Below are 15499 nucleotides of genomic sequence, written 5' to 3' on the forward strand. Positions count from 1 at the left end.
CAACCGGTTCATCCGCGAATACAACGCCGACAACCCCAAGCCTTTCATCTGGAAGGCTAATCCGGACGACATTATCGCCGCTCGAAATCGCGGGTTCCAAACGTTGGAGTCAATCCACTAGCCATAACGATGAACTCAAAAAACGACGGCGCGGTCGAAGTCGTTGCGATGCGAACGTTGGACAAGCCGTAGCTTCTACGTGAAAAAGCCCGGCCCAACGCTCGAACGACACATTGAACCGAGCTTCCCAAAGCGCGACGGCAAGGAAGGCGAGACGTCTCGCTAAGGCAGGAACGGAAGCCGGGCGAAATCTGGCTTAAAGCTTTGGCGGATCAATCATCCGTCATCAACGCCGATGGCAGCTAATCACCGTCGCGAACCCCAAACCGGCCATTCCGAAATCGGCCAAGATCCCCCTTCCCCCATTTACAATCTGTCATCCGCCCCGACCGCCCTCCGTCTATAGCGCCCGGACCTTCCGAGAGGCGCTGGCCGAGCCCCGGTCGCGGCGGGGGGATGGATTGCGATGATGACCAGCCGTGCCGATGCTCCCGATTCTCCAACGCCTGCGCGCCGTGCGGGGCGGCGCCGGGGAAGGGGGCTGGGCAGGGGGCTTGGGCGAGTGCTCGGGTGGTCGGTGGCGGGGCTGGTGCTGGCAGGCATAAGCGGGGCGGCGTGGCTGCGGCATCGCGTCGACAGCTACGTCGATCCGGGGCACGCGAAAGTCGCCGCTGCCGGGTTCGTGCCGAAGATGGCCGAGGTGAACGGCGTGCGCCTCAGCTATGTCGAGGGGCCGGACAATGGCCCGCCGCTGGTGCTGCTCCATGCCCAGTTGCTCGACTGGTTTTCCTACAGCCGGGTGCTGCCCGCGCTCTCGAAGCGCTTCCACGTCTACGATATCGACTATCCGGGGCACGGGGCGACGCGGGTGCCGCTGGGCTATCCGATGACCGCGAACCGCATCGGCGCCGACCTTGGCGATTTCATCGCGCGGCAGATCGGCCAGCCGGTGTTTGTCTCCGGCAACAGTTCGGGCGGCCTGCTCGCGACATGGCTGGCGGCGAACCGCCCGCAACTGGTCCGCGCGGCGCTGCTCGAAGACCCGCCGCTGTTCTCCAGCGAGTACCCGCGCATCAGGTCCACGATCGCCCAGCGTGCCTTTCGCACCAGCTATACCGCGACGAAGGACGTGCCCGATGATTTCCTGCTCTACTGGATCGAAAAGAACGCGCGCTTCTTCCGTCGCAACGTCGCGCCGGGCACGCCCTTCCTGCTGCGCCAGGCGGTGAAGGCGTGGCGGGCCGGGCATCCCCATCAGCCGGTCGAGATCGGGCTGCTGAAGAACGACACGGTGCGCATGCTGGTGCGCGGGCTCGACCAGTACGATCCCCGCTTCGGCGCGGCGTTCTATGACGGCACCTGGAACGCCGGGTTCGATCACGCGGCGGCGCTGGCGCGGATCGAGTGCCCGGTGCTGCTGCTTCAGGCGAATTTCAGGACGCTGCCCGATGGCACGCTCGACGGCGCGATGGATGCCGATGATGCGAAGCGCGCGATGGCACTTCTGAAGCACGGAACCTATCGCCGGATCGATGCGACCCATGTGGTCAATCTCGACCGGCCCGACGATTTCGTGAAGATCGCCGAAGGGTTCTTCCTCGGCGTCTGATCGGGGTAGAGGCGGGGTAGAGGGGCCTGTGCCTGTCTCTAGCCCGCTTCTACCCCGTTTTAGCCGATCTGTGTCAGCCGACCTGTATCAGGCGACCGGGTGGGCGCCGCACAGCTTGTTTCCGTCAGGATCGCGCAAGTAGGCAAGGTACAGTTCGCGCCCCGGCATCGAGCGGATTCCCGGCGGATTCTCGCAGGTTGTACCGCCTGCCGCCACGCCCGCTGCGTGCCATGCCTCGACCATTTCGGGGGTGTCCATGTGGATGCCGATGGTCCCGCCATTGGCGAAGCTCGCGGTCTCGCCATTGTTCGGCGTCAGCACCACAAGGCGCCCGCCCTTGTGCTCGTACATCAGGCGACCCGAAGCCGGATCGCTGGCTGTGGCGGTCCCGCCTGCTGCTGAAAAAATGGCGTCGTAGAAAGACTTGGAACGGGCAAGGTCATTGCTGCCGACACAGATATGCGTGAACATGGAAGCTCTCCGAATGCGAAACTCGCGTGCGTCGAGTGCGCTTGCCCGCCGCACTTGTCCACCTGTTTAGCGCCCCCCCCGCAAATCCGTGGGTGGACGCGCCTCGGAGCCTTTGGCATGCCGAAAAACCATGTGGCACATCTACCAATTCCCGCTCTGCCCCTTCAGTCGCAAGGTCCGTCTGCTGATGGCCGAGAAAGGGATCGCCTATGAACTCCAGACCGCAAGGCCCTGGGAAGGCGAGGATCGTTTCTTCGCGATGAACCCGGCCGGGCGTACTCCGGTGGTCCATGAGACCGAGCGCGCAATCACGCTGTCGGACAGCCGGGCGATCTGCGAATACTTCGAGGAAACCGTCGATCGTAATCCGTTGATCAGCGGAACCGCCCAGCAACGCGCGGAAATCCGCCGTCTGGTGGCGATGTTCGACGAGAATTTCTACGCCGCCGTCACCGAGCCGCTGCTCCATGAGCGTATGAAGAAGCGCCTTGTCCTGCGCCAGTCGCCCGATGCGAAGATGCTGCGCGAAGCGATGAAGCTGGCGCACGATTATCTCGATTATATCGACTACCTGATCGACAACCGCCCCTGGCTGGCGGGCGCGACGATCACACTGGCGGATTTCGCCGCTGCCGCGCAGATTTCGGTTGCCGACTATCTTGGTGGGCTCGACTGGTCGAGCCACGAGCAGGCGCGCGCCTGGTACATGTGGATCAAGTCGCGGCCCAGCTTCCGTCCGCTGCTGTCCGAGCGGATGGAAGTGATCCAGCCGCCCAGCCACTACGCCGAAGTGGATGCCTGAACACAGGTCGCAGGGCGGGGAGCGCAGCTCTGCGATGCCGTCACCCTTCGTCTCGCCGCGAGAGGGGCTGTTCGGTCGTATACAGAGCTGCCTTGCCAATCATCAGGGGTTGCGCAGCGTTCGCCGTGCTCTCGTCTCGCGCTTACCTTTTCCCAAGCTTGTCAGCGATGTGCGCGATGTGATCTATGCCAGCTGGGTGGTACCGGTTGATCGTTTGGTCGATGTGACCCCGCCTGGCGTCACGGTGCGGAGCGTCGATGGCCATGCCATCCTGACCGTGCTCACTTACGTACACGGTCATTTCGGCCCCGCGTTGGCAGGCCCTTTGCGCAGGCTGTTTCCCTCGCCAAAGCAAAGCAACTGGCGGCTTTATGTCGAACACATAGGCGGGCAGGAACCAGCGGCCGCGACCGTGCTGTTCCTTTGCAACGCGTTCGACAGCGACCTCTACGCGCTTGGCACCAGGCTGTTCAGCGATGCCATGCTCTCGCATCGTGCAGTGAATTTCGGTCATCGCCGCGATGGGCTTGACTGGATCAGCGGCGCCACCTCGGGCGGTGGCAGCGCGCCGGACTGGTGTTTGCGCGCGCAGGATACAGAAGACCGCACTCTGCCTGCGGAATTTGCGCCTTTCTTCAGCGGATACGATGAAGCGCTCGCGCAGTTGACGCTTCAGGACGAAGCCATCGCTCCTCTTGAAAACCCCGGCAGCCTTGCCTTTGCGGGAATAGATCTGCCCGTTGACCTCGACTCGATTATCCCCATGCAGGCGCTGGACTGGAGGCCGGGCGCCTTTGCAAGGGCCTTGGGACTTGATGTCCTGCCGTTGTGCTTTCGAGTGCCTGCAGTCCGCTTCACGGCGCTTTGGGAGCGTCGCGAGCGCATCTGACGCTGGTTTTACGGGATTACAGCATTGTCGTCGGTAAAGCGCCCGGTCTTGCGGAAAGGGGCCATCCAGCGGTTCAGGAAAAGCCCTATGGGGCGCGGCGTAACATCCAGAGCCTCCAAGCCGGGCAATGTCCCTGTCAGTATATTGCCAGCCTTCAGCACCTTGTACTGATCGACGCTGATTGGTGTGAAAGGCAGGGCGCGAAGCACCTTTGCCATGCCGTCCGACAGTGGCCAGATATGGCGCTTGCGCTCCTGCGCAGCAGCAATGCGCTGGGTGATTTCAAGCATCGAGATCGCCTCGGGGCCGGCAATCTCGTAAATCTTGCCTCCATGGCGCCTGGGGTTGGCGAGTGCGTTGACGATCGCCTTGGCCAAATCATCCACGTAAAGCGGTTGGAGCTTCGCTTCCGGCGCAAAGACCGGCATGACCGGCGCGCTTGCGATGGCATCGGCCAGCATCATCACGAAATGGTCATCCGGCCCGAACAATACAGAGGGGCGAAGTATCGTAGCCTGCGGATATGCAGTCAGTATTGCGCGCTCGCCTTCGGCCTTGGTCCGCAGATAGGGTACATCTGACGTAGCGTCCGCTCCGAGTACCGAGACATGAACGAACGCGCGGACCCCCGCAGCTTGTGCCGCTGCCGCGATCCTGCCCGCTCCCTCGCCCTGTACTGCATCGAGCGTGCCGGTGAACGCACCGACCAGATTGACCACCATATCCGAACCCTCGAACGCTGCCGTCAACATTTCCGGACGGGTGACGTCCGTGCCGATGAACTGGACTTGCCCCAGGTTGGCGAGCGCGCGCACGGCATAGGCTTTGCCGGGGCTGCGACTGGCGATGCGTAGGCGTGCGCCGTGCTCGAACAGGTGCTGCGCGAGATGTCGGCCAACGAAACCGCTGCCACCGATGACAGTGACGATTTTCCCGGAAAACGGGTGAGGGGCGGAAATAGAGTCGGGAAGCTGTTGGGTCACCTTGGATGTGTTCCTTGCAGGAAAGCCGGAGATGCGCACATCGCGGCTTCGTTTTCGTCAGCCATCTTCGTCAGTCATCGCCCAAATATAACGATTTTCTGCAGTTTCCTGTACCCAACGTGCAAGCGCGGCGCCGGCTTCGCGGCAAGTGAAGAATTTTCTGGGAAAATTTCTTCATGAACCGCGTTGACAACCCTCCCGTAGCTGCTTAGAGGCGCCCTCCTACCCAGCGAGGATGGCAAGCTTGCTCCCTCGCTACCGTGCCCAGATGGCGGAATTGGTAGACGCACCAGCTTCAGGTGCTGGCGCTCGCAAGGGCGTGGAGGTTCGAGTCCTCTTCTGGGCACCATTTACCTTTTCGAAGGTGAGTACAAGTAGTCGAAAGCCCCGGGAAACCGGGGCTTTTTGCTTTTCTGGCGACCGCGTATGTTCGCTCAGAAAAGGTTCTCATTCGGGACCGTGTGGGGCGCTTTTTGGGTTCTGTTCGGCGCCGAATATAGCCCTGCATGCGGCTGTTTGGTTTGTCGATGAGTGGCGGCGCTGGGTGCTCGATTGTGATCGGGGGGTGAGGCTTAGAAGCCGATGTGGAGATGTCGGCCCACGAAGATCAGGACGATCGCGCCCAAGATCGAGGCGAGACAGCCGGCGCGGTGAAATTCGGTGCGACCGCGGCTGGTGACAAGTCCGGCCACGAGCGAGCCGCCGATGCCCAGCAGGATCGTGGCGATCCAGCCCATTTCGATGGTGCCCGGATAGACGAATCGCGCCAGCACACCGACGATAAGTCCGCTGATGATGGCGCCGATGATATTGAACATGCTGTCGTTTCTTCCTGATCGCGCCGATGAGCGCTTCGTGGATGGCTCTGCTGCGCCTGCACAATGCCCGAGGCCGGGCGAGGTTTCCAGCGCGCCGTATACCTTGAGAAAGAGCAAACTGTCCGGGCATGGTGCAAGGTCTCGGCTGGTCGAGGTGAGGCCTCATTTCGTCGCACGCCCGATTCGCTTCATCGCGCATTTATGTGGAAAAATTCTGACGGAACGAGCGCATCTGACCCCTTGCCTTTGACGTATCACAGGAAAGTCCACGCGTCGCGAGAGGCGACGGGAACGATCGCTCCATTTTCGCTGCACTTGCATCGGCGTGGCAAAGGTCCACTATAGGTTGTGTCGCACGGCCCGCGTCGCCTCAAGACCTTGATGGTCCTCGGTGGGATGGCAATGTGCTGCCTCGACGGATCCGGTCAATGCGGAGCGTGTGATGCAGGTCTGTGTGATGGGGTCGGACAGGGAAGATCGTTCTCGATTGGGCTGTTCGTGGTAAAGGAAAGCGGATCGTCGCTTTCGTCGCCACGAGGCGGCCGTGTCTGGCTCTGAACGTTGGAACACAAGGCGTCAGGGCGGCAGGCCGCCTGCGCGGACAAAGGGGCGAACTGTGGATTTCAGGAACGATAGCGACGCGCGCGTGGACGGTTCGGATATCGAGGCCACGATCGACAGCAGCAGCAAGGAGGCGGGGAGCACCCCGGCCATCGCCATGGACAAGACCGATACCGCAACCGACACGCTGGTCGCCGATGCCCTGAGTGCGAATGCCCTGGGTAACGCGATGAAGGCCGCCGGTGCCGCCGCTGCCGAGAAGATCGATTCCAAGACCGTGCGTCCGCGCCGCTTCAACGTCGTCGTCGACGAGAGCCGCGATGCGCTGCTGACCGCGTTCGGCAAGGAAACGCTCGAAGACCGCTATCTTCTGCCCGGCGAGAAGTATCAGGACCTGTTCGCGCGGGTCGCTGATGCCTATGCCGACGATGAGGCGCATGCCCAGCGCCTGTACGACTATATTTCGAAGCTGTGGTTCATGCCGGCAACGCCGGTGCTGTCGAACGGCGGCACGGGCCGTGGTCTGCCGATTTCGTGCTACCTGAACTCGGTCGAGGACAGCCTTGAGGGCATCGTCGCCACCTGGAACGAGAACGTCTGGCTCGCCTCGCGCGGCGGCGGCATCGGCACCTACTGGGGCAACGTGCGCGGCATCGGCGAGCCGGTTGGCCTCAACGGCAAGACCAGCGGCATCATTCCCTTCGTTCGCGTAATGGATTCGCTGACCCTGGCAATCTCGCAGGGCTCGCTGCGCCGCGGTTCGGCGGCATGCTATATCGACGTGTCGCACCCCGAGATCGAGGAATTCCTCGAAATCCGCACCACCACCGGTGACTTCAACCGCAAGGCGCTGAATCTGCACCACGGCGTTCTGCTGTCGGACGAGTTCATGGAAGCGGTGCGCGATGGCACCGAGTTCAACTTGCGCAGCCCCAAGGATCAGTCGATCCGCAAGACGGTGGACGCGCGTTCGCTGTTGCAGAAGCTGGTCGAAGTGCGCCTGCGCACTGGCGAGCCCTACTTCGTGTTCTCCGATACCGTGAACCGCATGATGCCCAAGCACCAGCGCGATCTCGGCCTCAAGGTCTCCACCTCGAACCTGTGCTCGGAAATTACGTTGCCCACCGGTCGCGATCACCTGGGTAACGACCGCACCGCCGTGTGCTGCCTCTCCTCGCTCAACCTGGAAACCTGGGAAGAGTGGAAGGGCGAGAAGCACGTGGTGGAAGACATCATGCGCTTCCTCGACAACGTGCTGCAGGACTTCATCGACCGCGCACCGGACGAGATGGCCCGCGCCAAGTACTCGGCCGCGCGCGAGCGTTCGGTGGGTCTGGGCGTGATGGGCTTCCACTCGTACCTGCAAAAGCGCGGCGTGGCGTTCGAGAGCGCGATGGCCAAGGCGATCAACCTGCAGATCTTCCAGCACATCGCCGCCAAGGCGGACGAGGCCTCGCTGCTGCTGGCGCACGAGCGCGGCGCGTGCCCCGATGCGCAGGACATGGGCGTGATGCAGCGCTTCTCCAGCAAGATGGCGATCGCGCCCACCGCGTCGATCTCGATCATCTGCGGCGGCACCTCTGCCTGCATCGAGCCGATCCCGGGCAATATTTATACCCACAAGACGCTCTCGGGCTCGTTCTCGGTGAAGAACCCGTATCTTGAGAAGCTGCTGGCCTCGAAGTCGAAGGATTCCGCCAACGTGTGGAACTCGATCCTCGAAAAGGGCGGTTCGGTCCAGCACCTCGACTTCCTGACTCAGGACGAGAAGGACTGCTTCAAGACCAGCTTCGAGATCGACCAGCGCTGGCTGCTCGAATTCGCGGGCGATCGCACGCCCTACATCGATCAGGCGCAGTCGCTGAACTTGTTCATCCCGGCAGACGTCGACAAGTGGGACCTGCTGATGCTGCACTTCCAGGCGTGGGAGCGGGGCATCAAGTCGCTGTACTATCTGCGCTCGAAGTCGGTGCAGCGTGCGGGCTTCGCAGGCTCGGGCGGCGTTGAAGCGGACAACACCGCGATCGCCCCCAAGTTCGAGATCGGCGAGAGCACCGACTACGACGAGTGCCTTGCCTGTCAGTAAGCGCCTGTCAGTAAGCACCTGAGTTCTGATTGAACGCAAAGGGCGGTCCGAAATTCGGGCCGCCCTTTTTGTCGTCATTGTGACGCGACAGCCGGGAACCGGCGGGTTCCCCAACGCTTGTAAATTTCTGGCGTCATGCGGATTTGTGGCGGATGATCGATCCGGTCGCCGCGTCACGACGGCGCCCGGCTGGATGCCGACGAACAGGAGAGAACTTATGCGTAAGACCCGAATCATCGCTGCGCTGGCTGTCGCGGTGCTGGCCTCGACCACGCTGACCGCGTGCAACTATGGCCATCCGGGGCATCATCGCCCGCCGCATGGCGATCATGGGCATGACGGCCATCGCGGTGACGGCAACTGGGATGGTGATCACCACTAAGGATTGCACGCTTTCGTTCCCGCAGGCGCGATGTCTGCGGGAACGGGGCCGCATTTCAGGAGCCGTATTTCAGGGAAGCGCGCCTTCGCCGAAGGTCGCATCACCCCGGCGGGACAGCAACACGGTGTCGTCGTCGATGCCATCGACTTGCGAGGCCAGGACGAAGCTGCGCGCATCGTCGTTCGGCGTATCTGCGAGATGGATTTCCTCGCCCTCCACATGATCGACCGTGCCGAGAGGCACTGCGTCCGGATCGAGTACGGTCATGCCGCGCCGGATGGTTCCGGCAGAGGTCCACCAGCTGTGCTGTTCATTGATTCCGGCCATGGTCGTCCTTTCTGCCTCGTAGAGGCTCCCAAGGATCAAACCCTATCGGTAGCGAGGGTTCCGAAGCGGTCGAAAATGGGCTTTCGGGGTGCCTGAGGCAGGGGCATTCCGTTCATATCGACGCAAACCCGGCGATTCGGAGTGAACACAATCCCTTGCGATGGACTCTATCCACAGTCGCAAGATGTGCTAAAATATTTGTCAAAGCTGTGCAAACCTCAGGAAAAGCTATCCCTCTTTTCCAGGGTTTGCGGTTAGGATGACCGTCCTGCCCGTCGCTGCGCCGGCGCGGCCTTGTTGCCGCTGCCCGGAAACGCGCCGGGGCAAACAAAATTCGTCGTTCACCGGAGTTGTCCCGTCATGTCCCTTCTCGAAGCCCGCAAGACCTACAAGCCTTTCGAGTACCCCTGGGCCTACGACTACTGGAAGATCCAGCAGCAGCTGCACTGGCTGCCCGAGGAAGTGCCGCTGGGCGAGGACTGCCGAGACTGGGCGCAGAAGATTTCCGAGCATGAGCGCAACCTGCTGACGCAGATCTTCCGCTTCTTCACGCAGGCCGACGTCGAGGTGCAGGATTGCTACCACGACAAGTACGCGCGTGTGTTCAAGCCGACCGAGATCAAGATGATGCTCACCGCCTTCTCCAACATGGAGACGGTACACATCGCGGCCTATTCGCACCTGCTCGACACCATCGGCATGCCCGAGAGCGAATACGGCGCGTTCCTCGAATATGCCGAGTTGAAGGACAAGCATGACTACATGCACACCTTTGGCGTCGATTCGGACGAGGATATCGCCCGTACGCTGGCGATGTTCGGTGGCTTCACCGAGGGGCTTCAGCTGTTCGCCAGCTTCGCGATGCTGATGAACTTCCCGCGCTTCAACAAGATGAAGGGCATGGGGCAGATTGTCTCGTGGTCGGTCCGCGACGAGACGCTGCACTGCGAGGGCATCATCAAGATGTTCCATACTTTCGTGAAGGAGCGCGGCTGCCTCACCAAGTCGGTCAAGCAGGACATCATCGACTGCTGCATGACCACCGTGCGTCTTGAGGACAACTTCATCGACCTGGCCTTCGAACTCGGCCCGGTGCCCGGCATGAGCGCCAAGGACATCAAGCGCTACATCCGCTTCATCGCCGACTGGCGACTTGGCCAGCTGGGTCTGCCGCCGGTCTACCTGATCGAGGAGCACCCGCTGCCCTGGCTGACGCCGCTGCTCAACGGCGTGGAGCACGCCAACTTCTTCGAGACCCGCGCCACCGAATACTCGAAGGGCGCGACGCGCGGTGACTGGAACACCGTTTGGGCGAACTTCGATTCGCGTCGCAAGGCGAAGCTGGGCGAGACCGCCGCGAATGTCGAAGGCGGCGAGCCGGGCCTGTTCGGGACGACCGAAGCGGCAGAGTGATTGCACTCAGTCAGATGAAACGATGCGAAGGGCGGCTGTAAGGTCGCCCTTTTCGTATGGGGCCTTTCTGTATCGGGATTGCGCGGTTACGCGACGGACCATGCCTGATCTCTCCCAGCTGATTCTCGTCGCGCTCGTTTGCGTGAACCTTGCGGCTTTCGTCATGTTCTGGGTGGACAAGCGGCTGGCGCAGGCGGGGCGTTCGCGCCAGCGCATTTCAGAGCGCCATTTACTCACACTGGCATTTTTCGGTGGGACGCCGGGCGCCTATGCGGCGCGTTCGCTGTTCCGGCACAAGACGCGCAAGCAGCCGTTTGTGCGCAACCTTCACGCCATCGTGATTCTGCAGGCCATTGCGCTGGCGATCGGCGGCGGCTGGTGGCTGGGTGGTTGATGAGCCGTCGACGTGTTGAAGAATATGAGCCGGGTCTGGGTAAACCGAAGGCGTCGGAAGACGTAATGGGGGCGGGGCCGCTGGCCCCGGAACTGTCTTTTTTTCTGAACCAGCCGCCCGATCAGACCAGCCAGGTCTTGGGCGAGGGCATGGGCTCGTGCTTCTGGGCCAGCAGCAGGGACTTCACGCTGCGCACGATCACCAGCACGCTCGTGGCGATCAGCAGGATGATCCCGACCACTACGACGCTGAGCGCGATGCCGACCACGGTCCACAGCACGCTCATCCAGAACGTGCGGATCATGTAGGTGTAGTGCGAGACTTCCCACTCGGCGCGGGGCTCCTTGCGCCACAGGTAGGCCATGACCAGTCCGGCGATCGTCGAGACGCCGAAGGTCAGCGACCCGCCGAGATAGAGCAGCGCCAGAACTGAGGGCTGGTTGGCCTCGAAGTTGCTCTTCCTGCTGTTGCTGGCGCTGCCGCTGGTGGGCTTGTCCGTCACGTCATCATCCTGTCTGTTGTCGTCGCAGGAAAGCCCTGCGCGCAAACGCCGGGCGAGGCAACTGGCTCAACCGCACCTGCCTCGCCCGGTCCTGTCAGTGCAGACCGAGGAACAGTCCTGCCAGCGCCGCGCTCATCAGGTTGGAGAGGCTGCCGGCGGCCAGCGCGCGCAGGCCCAGCTTGGCGATCACCGGGCGCTGGTTGGGCGCGAGGCTGCCGGTCACGGCCAACTGGATCGCGATCGAGGAGAAATTGGCGAAACCGCACAGCGCGAAGGTCACGACGGCGACGGTGCGCTGGCTGAGCAGCGGGTCCTTGCCCATCTCGATGAAGGCGACGAATTCGTTGAGTACGATCTTGGTGCCGAACAGGCCGCCCGCATGCATCGCCTGTGTCCAGTCCGGCGCGGCGAGCAGGTAGAAGATTGGCGCGAAGACGTAGCCGAGCAGGGCCTGCACGGTCACGTTCTGGAATCCGAGCAGGCTGGCGATCGAGCCGAACAGGCCGTTGGCGAGCGCGATCAGTGCCACAAAGGCCAGCACCATCGCGCCCACGGCCACGGCCAGCTTCACGCCGGTTTGCGCGCCCTGCGCGGCGGCCATGATGATATTGGCGGGCTTTTCCTCGTCGTGCGGCACTTCGACCGGAATGTCGCCCTGACTGTTCGCCACTTCGTCGACATGGACGCCGGGTTGGTGTGCCACGTCCTGCCGGTTGAGCGCGGCGGCGGCGAGACCGGCGGGGGGCGGGGTGTTGTCGGAAAGGTGCGCCAGCGGATGGGTCTCGCCCGGCAGCGGGTCGGGCATGATCATCTTGGCCATGAAGATACCGCCCGGCGCGGCCATGAAGGCGGCGGCGACGAGATAGTCGATGCGGATGCCCATGCTGGCGTAGGCGGCCAGGATGGTCCCTGCGACACCGGCCAGGCCCACGCTCATCACGCAGAACAGCTGCGAGGGGTTGAGCGCGGCGAGATAGGGCCGGATCACCAGCGGGCTCTCGCTCTGCCCCACGAAGATGTTCGAGGCTGCGCACAGGCTTTCCACCTTGCTGATCCCCGTTACCTTCTGCAGCGCGCCGCCGATCCAGCGGATCACCAGCGGCATGATGCGCAGGTAATAGAGGATCGAGATCAACGAGGCGAAGAAGATGATCACCGGCAGTGCCGAGATCGCGAAGCTCGCCCCGCCCACGTTTGGCGCGGCGAGCGGGCCGAACAGGAAATCGACACCGGCATGGGCATAGCCGAGCAGGCTCTCCACCGCCGAGGCTGCGCCCGACAGCAACGTGCGCCCGAACGGAACGTAGAGCACCAGCGCGGCAAAACCTGCCTGAAGCGCGAAGGCAGCGCCCACGACTCGCAGGCGAATCGCACGGCGATTCGAGGAAAGCAGGTAGGCAATGGCAATGATGAGAGCGACGCCGAGGGCGCTGAAAAGGGTTGGCATCGAGAAAACTGTCCCCCGGGGCAGGTCTGAAGCGAAAATTGCGTGGAATTCTATAGGCCGACTGTCGCTGGCTTCTAGTCCAAAGCGCCACATTTGCCTAAATGCCTTGAGGATGTCGACCCGATCCTGCCCTCCCGCCCTGATGTTGTTCACTGTCCTGTACGGGGGCATGGTCACGCTGGGGGGCGTTCTGGGATCGAAACAGGTCGCGCTGGGGCCGCTGGCGGTGGAGGCGGGGATCTTCCCGTTCCTGACGCTGGTGGCGACATCGAGCGGCATCGCGCAGCTTTACGGCGCATCGACGGCGCAGCGGCTTGCCCGCTTCGGAATGATCCCGCTGGTGATGGCGATCCTGCTGACCCTGTTCGTGCTGCGCCTGCCCACTGATCCGGGCATGTACGAACCTGCCAAGGCCGCGTTCCCGATCGTGCTGGGACAGTCGTGGCGGATGATGGCGGCGGGTATCTGCGCCTATGCCGTGTCGCTGACGCTCAACATCTTCATCTTCTCGCGCCTGGGTGGTGCTGTGGGCGGAGGGCGCCTTGCGCCCTTGCGTGGCGCCATCGCTGCGGCGCTCTCGCAGATCGCCGACACGATGATCTTCATCACCCTCTCGTTCTATGGCGAGCGCGATATCCTGCCGATCATGCTGGGCCAGATGCTGGCCAAGGTCGTGCTCTCGGCCGTGCTCGTGCCGATCATCATCACCATCGTGGTGCGCATCGGGCGCAGCATTGATGCGCGGGAAGGCGGATTTTAAGCGTCGTTCGGCCACAAATGGCTTCAAATCCGGCGCGAGGGGGTTAAAGCACCCCCATGCCGAATCCGCACGATCCCCAGCTTCTCTCCAAGGCCGCAACCCTCGTCGACGCGCTGCCCTATCTGCAGCGATACGCCGGGCGCACGTTCGTCGTGAAATACGGCGGCCATGCGATGGGTGATCCGGCACTGGCGGAAGACTTCGCCGAAGACGTCGTGTTACTGAAGGCGATCGGCATCAACCCGGTGGTCGTCCATGGCGGCGGACCGCAGATCGGCAACATGCTCAAGACCATGGGCGTCGAATCGCAGTTCATCGACGGGCTCCGCGTCACTGACAAGCAGACCGCGCAAGTCGCCGAAATGGTGCTGTGCGGCGCGATCAACAAGGAAATCGTCGGCTGGATCGCCAAGGCGGGCGGCAAGGCGATGGGCATTTCCGGCAAGGACGGTGGCCTCGCCACAGCGCGCAAGGTCGCCCGCACGAAGAAGGATCCCGACAGCCAGATCGAGAAGGTCGTCGACCTCGGCTTCGTGGGCGAGCCCGAGCATATCGACATCCGCGTGATCGAGACGATCTCATCGGCAGGCTACATTCCGGTGATCTCGCCGATCGCGGCGGGGCCGGATGGCGAGACCTACAACGTCAATGCCGATACGATGGCAGGCGCCGTCGCCGCGGCGCTGGGCGCGGCACGCCTGTTCCTGCTTACCGACGTGCGCGGCGTGCTCGACAAGCAGGGTGAACTGCTGACCGACCTGACGCCTGCCGACATAGCCGCGCTTCAGGAAGACGGCACGATCTCGGGTGGGATGATCCCCAAGCTGGAAACCTGCATCCATGCGGTGGAAGCAGGCTGCGAAGCCGCCGTCGTGCTTGACGGACGGGTCTCGCATGCCATGTTGCTGGAAATCTTCACGCAGGAAGGAGCCGGCACGCTCATCCGCGCTGGCTAGTTTTCCTCGTCAAGAGGCTAGAACCAGAAAAAGGCCGTATAGTTTATCATGATGAAAATGCCCGCATTCCGCCCCGTTCGTCGACTGGCTCCTGCCGCAAGCGCGCTGGCCGTCGTCTCGCTGGCGCTGGCGGGTTGTCAGGGCGACAGCGATCCTTCGTCGGCGGCCAGTGCCTCGGCCAGCGCTGCCCCGGATGCACAGCCGTCTGCCGACGCCACGGGTTCGGCCAATGGTGCGGTCGTCTCCAACCTCGATTTCGGCGCGCTGACCGATCGCCAGCAGCCCGAGCGCCTGCTGCAGTTCTACACCAGCGCGATCCGGGCGCAGAACTGGAACGCCGCCGCGCGCGCATGGAGCCTCGATGCGCAGATGACGCCTGACAAGCTCAAGGCGGAATTCGCCGGTGCCGGTGCCCGCCTGACGCTGGGCAAGGGCGATGTCGAGGGTGCTGCCGGTTCGCTCTACTATGAGGCGCCGCTCGTCGTGGACTTCTCGGACGGTCGACCCTCGCAGCGGGGTACCATCGTTGTGCGCCGCGTCAACGACGTGCCGGGGGCGAGCGAGGAACAGCTCAACTGGCGGATCGAGCGGACGTCGACCTTCTCGTCCTGATGCCGGTCGGAGTGTGGCAGCGCCCGGTATGCCGGTCGCGGACCAGATTGTTCCCCGCGCACTCTTGCCGGAAGGCCGGGCTGCCCGCTATTGAGCGCGGATATCCATCCGGCAGTCCAGGAGCACGCCTTGATCTTCTTCACCCTCTACCAGATCGTGAACTATCTCATCACGATCATCGTGTGGATCGTGATTGTCCAGTTCGTGCTGGGCCTGCTGATCGCATTCAACGTGGTCAACACCCACAACCAGTTCGTCGCCTCGGTGTGGCGTGCACTCAATGCGTTGCTCGAACCGCTGCTGGCGCCGATCCGGAGAATCCTGCCCAATACCGGCGGGATCGACTTTTCGCCGATGGTGCTGATCATCGGCCTGAACGTGCTCAACATCATCCTCGGCAACCTTGCCCGCACCTATATCTGAGAGC

Annotated in this window: 17 protein-coding genes, 1 tRNA gene and 1 pseudogene; 13 read left to right on the forward strand and 6 right to left on the reverse strand. The window is 62.8% G+C overall.

Annotated features, from left to right (window positions below; genetic code table 11):
* Together AC3EC3_RS00005 and AC3EC3_RS00010 are read left to right on the forward strand one after the other, a co-directional pair.
* Positions 1 to 121 (forward strand): annotated as a pseudogene (locus tag AC3EC3_RS00005) (IS630 family transposase); the annotation flags it as partial.
* Between the two features lie 405 nt (positions 122 to 526).
* Positions 527 to 1669, forward strand: coding sequence for an alpha/beta fold hydrolase (locus AC3EC3_RS00010; RefSeq protein ID WP_488487704.1), 1143 nt, complete (start codon positions 527 to 529; stop codon positions 1667 to 1669).
* A gap of 87 nt (positions 1670 to 1756) precedes the next feature.
* Here AC3EC3_RS00010 and AC3EC3_RS00015 read toward each other — a convergent pair whose 3' ends face one another.
* A complete protein-coding gene (locus AC3EC3_RS00015) occupies positions 1757 to 2140 on the reverse strand; it encodes a VOC family protein (protein ID WP_488487705.1) in 384 nt (127 codons plus the stop codon).
* A gap of 130 nt (positions 2141 to 2270) precedes the next feature.
* Here AC3EC3_RS00015 and AC3EC3_RS00020 point away from each other — a divergent pair, with 130 nt between their 5' ends.
* Entirely contained in the window at positions 2271 to 2942 is a 672-nt protein-coding gene (locus tag AC3EC3_RS00020) for a glutathione S-transferase family protein (RefSeq protein ID WP_260926713.1), read from the forward strand.
* Between the two features lie 34 nt (positions 2943 to 2976).
* Positions 2977 to 3831 carry a hypothetical protein gene (locus AC3EC3_RS00025; RefSeq protein ID WP_488487706.1) on the forward strand — a complete coding sequence of 285 codons (855 nt, stop codon included), beginning with the start codon at positions 2977 to 2979 and terminating at the stop codon, positions 3829 to 3831.
* Positions 3832 to 3839: 8 nt separating this feature from the next.
* Here AC3EC3_RS00025 and AC3EC3_RS00030 read toward each other — a convergent pair whose 3' ends face one another.
* Positions 3840 to 4814, reverse strand: a complete 975-nt coding sequence (locus AC3EC3_RS00030; RefSeq protein ID WP_488487707.1) for a complex I NDUFA9 subunit family protein — start codon at positions 4812 to 4814, stop codon at positions 3840 to 3842.
* A gap of 262 nt (positions 4815 to 5076) precedes the next feature.
* On the opposite strand from AC3EC3_RS00030, the gene AC3EC3_RS00035 reads away from it, so the two are divergent.
* Positions 5077 to 5163: transfer RNA gene (locus tag AC3EC3_RS00035), tRNA-Leu, on the forward strand.
* A gap of 223 nt (positions 5164 to 5386) precedes the next feature.
* On the opposite strand, the gene AC3EC3_RS00040 is transcribed toward AC3EC3_RS00035, so the two are convergent.
* The gene (locus AC3EC3_RS00040) at positions 5387 to 5632 is read right to left on the reverse strand and encodes a GlsB/YeaQ/YmgE family stress response membrane protein (RefSeq protein ID WP_488487708.1); all 246 of its coding nucleotides are present in this window, start codon (positions 5630 to 5632) and stop codon (positions 5387 to 5389) included.
* Between the two features lie 616 nt (positions 5633 to 6248).
* Between AC3EC3_RS00040 and AC3EC3_RS00045 the strand changes: the two genes are divergently transcribed.
* A complete protein-coding gene (locus AC3EC3_RS00045; RefSeq protein ID WP_488487709.1) occupies positions 6249 to 8279 on the forward strand; it encodes a ribonucleoside-diphosphate reductase subunit alpha in 2031 nt (676 codons plus the stop codon).
* Between the two features lie 217 nt (positions 8280 to 8496).
* Positions 8497 to 8661, forward strand: a complete 165-nt coding sequence (locus AC3EC3_RS00050; protein ID WP_488487710.1) for a hypothetical protein — start codon at positions 8497 to 8499, stop codon at positions 8659 to 8661.
* A 69-nt stretch (positions 8662 to 8730) separates the two neighbouring features.
* On the opposite strand, the gene AC3EC3_RS00055 is transcribed toward AC3EC3_RS00050, so the two are convergent.
* Entirely contained in the window at positions 8731 to 8988 is a 258-nt protein-coding gene (locus AC3EC3_RS00055; RefSeq protein ID WP_488487711.1) for a DUF2171 domain-containing protein, read from the reverse strand.
* A gap of 360 nt (positions 8989 to 9348) precedes the next feature.
* On the opposite strand from AC3EC3_RS00055, the gene AC3EC3_RS00060 reads away from it, so the two are divergent.
* Both AC3EC3_RS00060 and AC3EC3_RS00065 read left to right on the forward strand, forming a co-directional pair.
* Complete coding sequence (locus AC3EC3_RS00060) at positions 9349 to 10401, forward strand: ribonucleotide-diphosphate reductase subunit beta (RefSeq protein WP_260926770.1); 1053 nt, start codon at positions 9349 to 9351, stop codon at positions 10399 to 10401.
* 100 nt (positions 10402 to 10501) lie between these two features.
* A complete protein-coding gene (locus AC3EC3_RS00065; protein ID WP_488487712.1) occupies positions 10502 to 10795 on the forward strand; it encodes a DUF1294 domain-containing protein in 294 nt (97 codons plus the stop codon).
* Between the two features lie 121 nt (positions 10796 to 10916).
* On the opposite strand, the gene AC3EC3_RS00070 is transcribed toward AC3EC3_RS00065, so the two are convergent.
* Both AC3EC3_RS00070 and AC3EC3_RS00075 read right to left on the reverse strand, forming a co-directional pair.
* A complete protein-coding gene (locus AC3EC3_RS00070; protein WP_488487713.1) occupies positions 10917 to 11297 on the reverse strand; it encodes a DUF4870 family protein in 381 nt (126 codons plus the stop codon).
* Between the two features lie 94 nt (positions 11298 to 11391).
* The gene (locus AC3EC3_RS00075; protein WP_488487714.1) at positions 11392 to 12744 is read right to left on the reverse strand and encodes a NupC/NupG family nucleoside CNT transporter; all 1353 of its coding nucleotides are present in this window, start codon (positions 12742 to 12744) and stop codon (positions 11392 to 11394) included.
* A gap of 142 nt (positions 12745 to 12886) precedes the next feature.
* On the opposite strand from AC3EC3_RS00075, the gene AC3EC3_RS00080 reads away from it, so the two are divergent.
* The 4 genes from AC3EC3_RS00080 (at position 12887) to AC3EC3_RS00095 (ending at position 15495) form a co-directional block, all read left to right on the forward strand.
* Positions 12887 to 13504, forward strand: a complete 618-nt coding sequence (locus AC3EC3_RS00080; protein WP_488487715.1) for a queuosine precursor transporter — start codon at positions 12887 to 12889, stop codon at positions 13502 to 13504.
* 56 nt (positions 13505 to 13560) lie between these two features.
* The gene (argB, locus tag AC3EC3_RS00085; RefSeq protein ID WP_260926779.1) at positions 13561 to 14460 is read left to right on the forward strand and encodes an acetylglutamate kinase; all 900 of its coding nucleotides are present in this window, start codon (positions 13561 to 13563) and stop codon (positions 14458 to 14460) included.
* 48 nt (positions 14461 to 14508) lie between these two features.
* Complete coding sequence (locus AC3EC3_RS00090) at positions 14509 to 15072, forward strand: hypothetical protein (protein ID WP_488487716.1); 564 nt, start codon at positions 14509 to 14511, stop codon at positions 15070 to 15072.
* Positions 15073 to 15201: 129 nt separating this feature from the next.
* Positions 15202 to 15495 carry a YggT family protein gene (locus AC3EC3_RS00095; protein ID WP_488487717.1) on the forward strand — a complete coding sequence of 98 codons (294 nt, stop codon included), beginning with the start codon at positions 15202 to 15204 and terminating at the stop codon, positions 15493 to 15495.
* The last annotated feature ends 4 nt before the right edge of the window (positions 15496 to 15499 follow it).

This window comes from Novosphingobium sp. BAM6 (assembly GCF_057784955.1).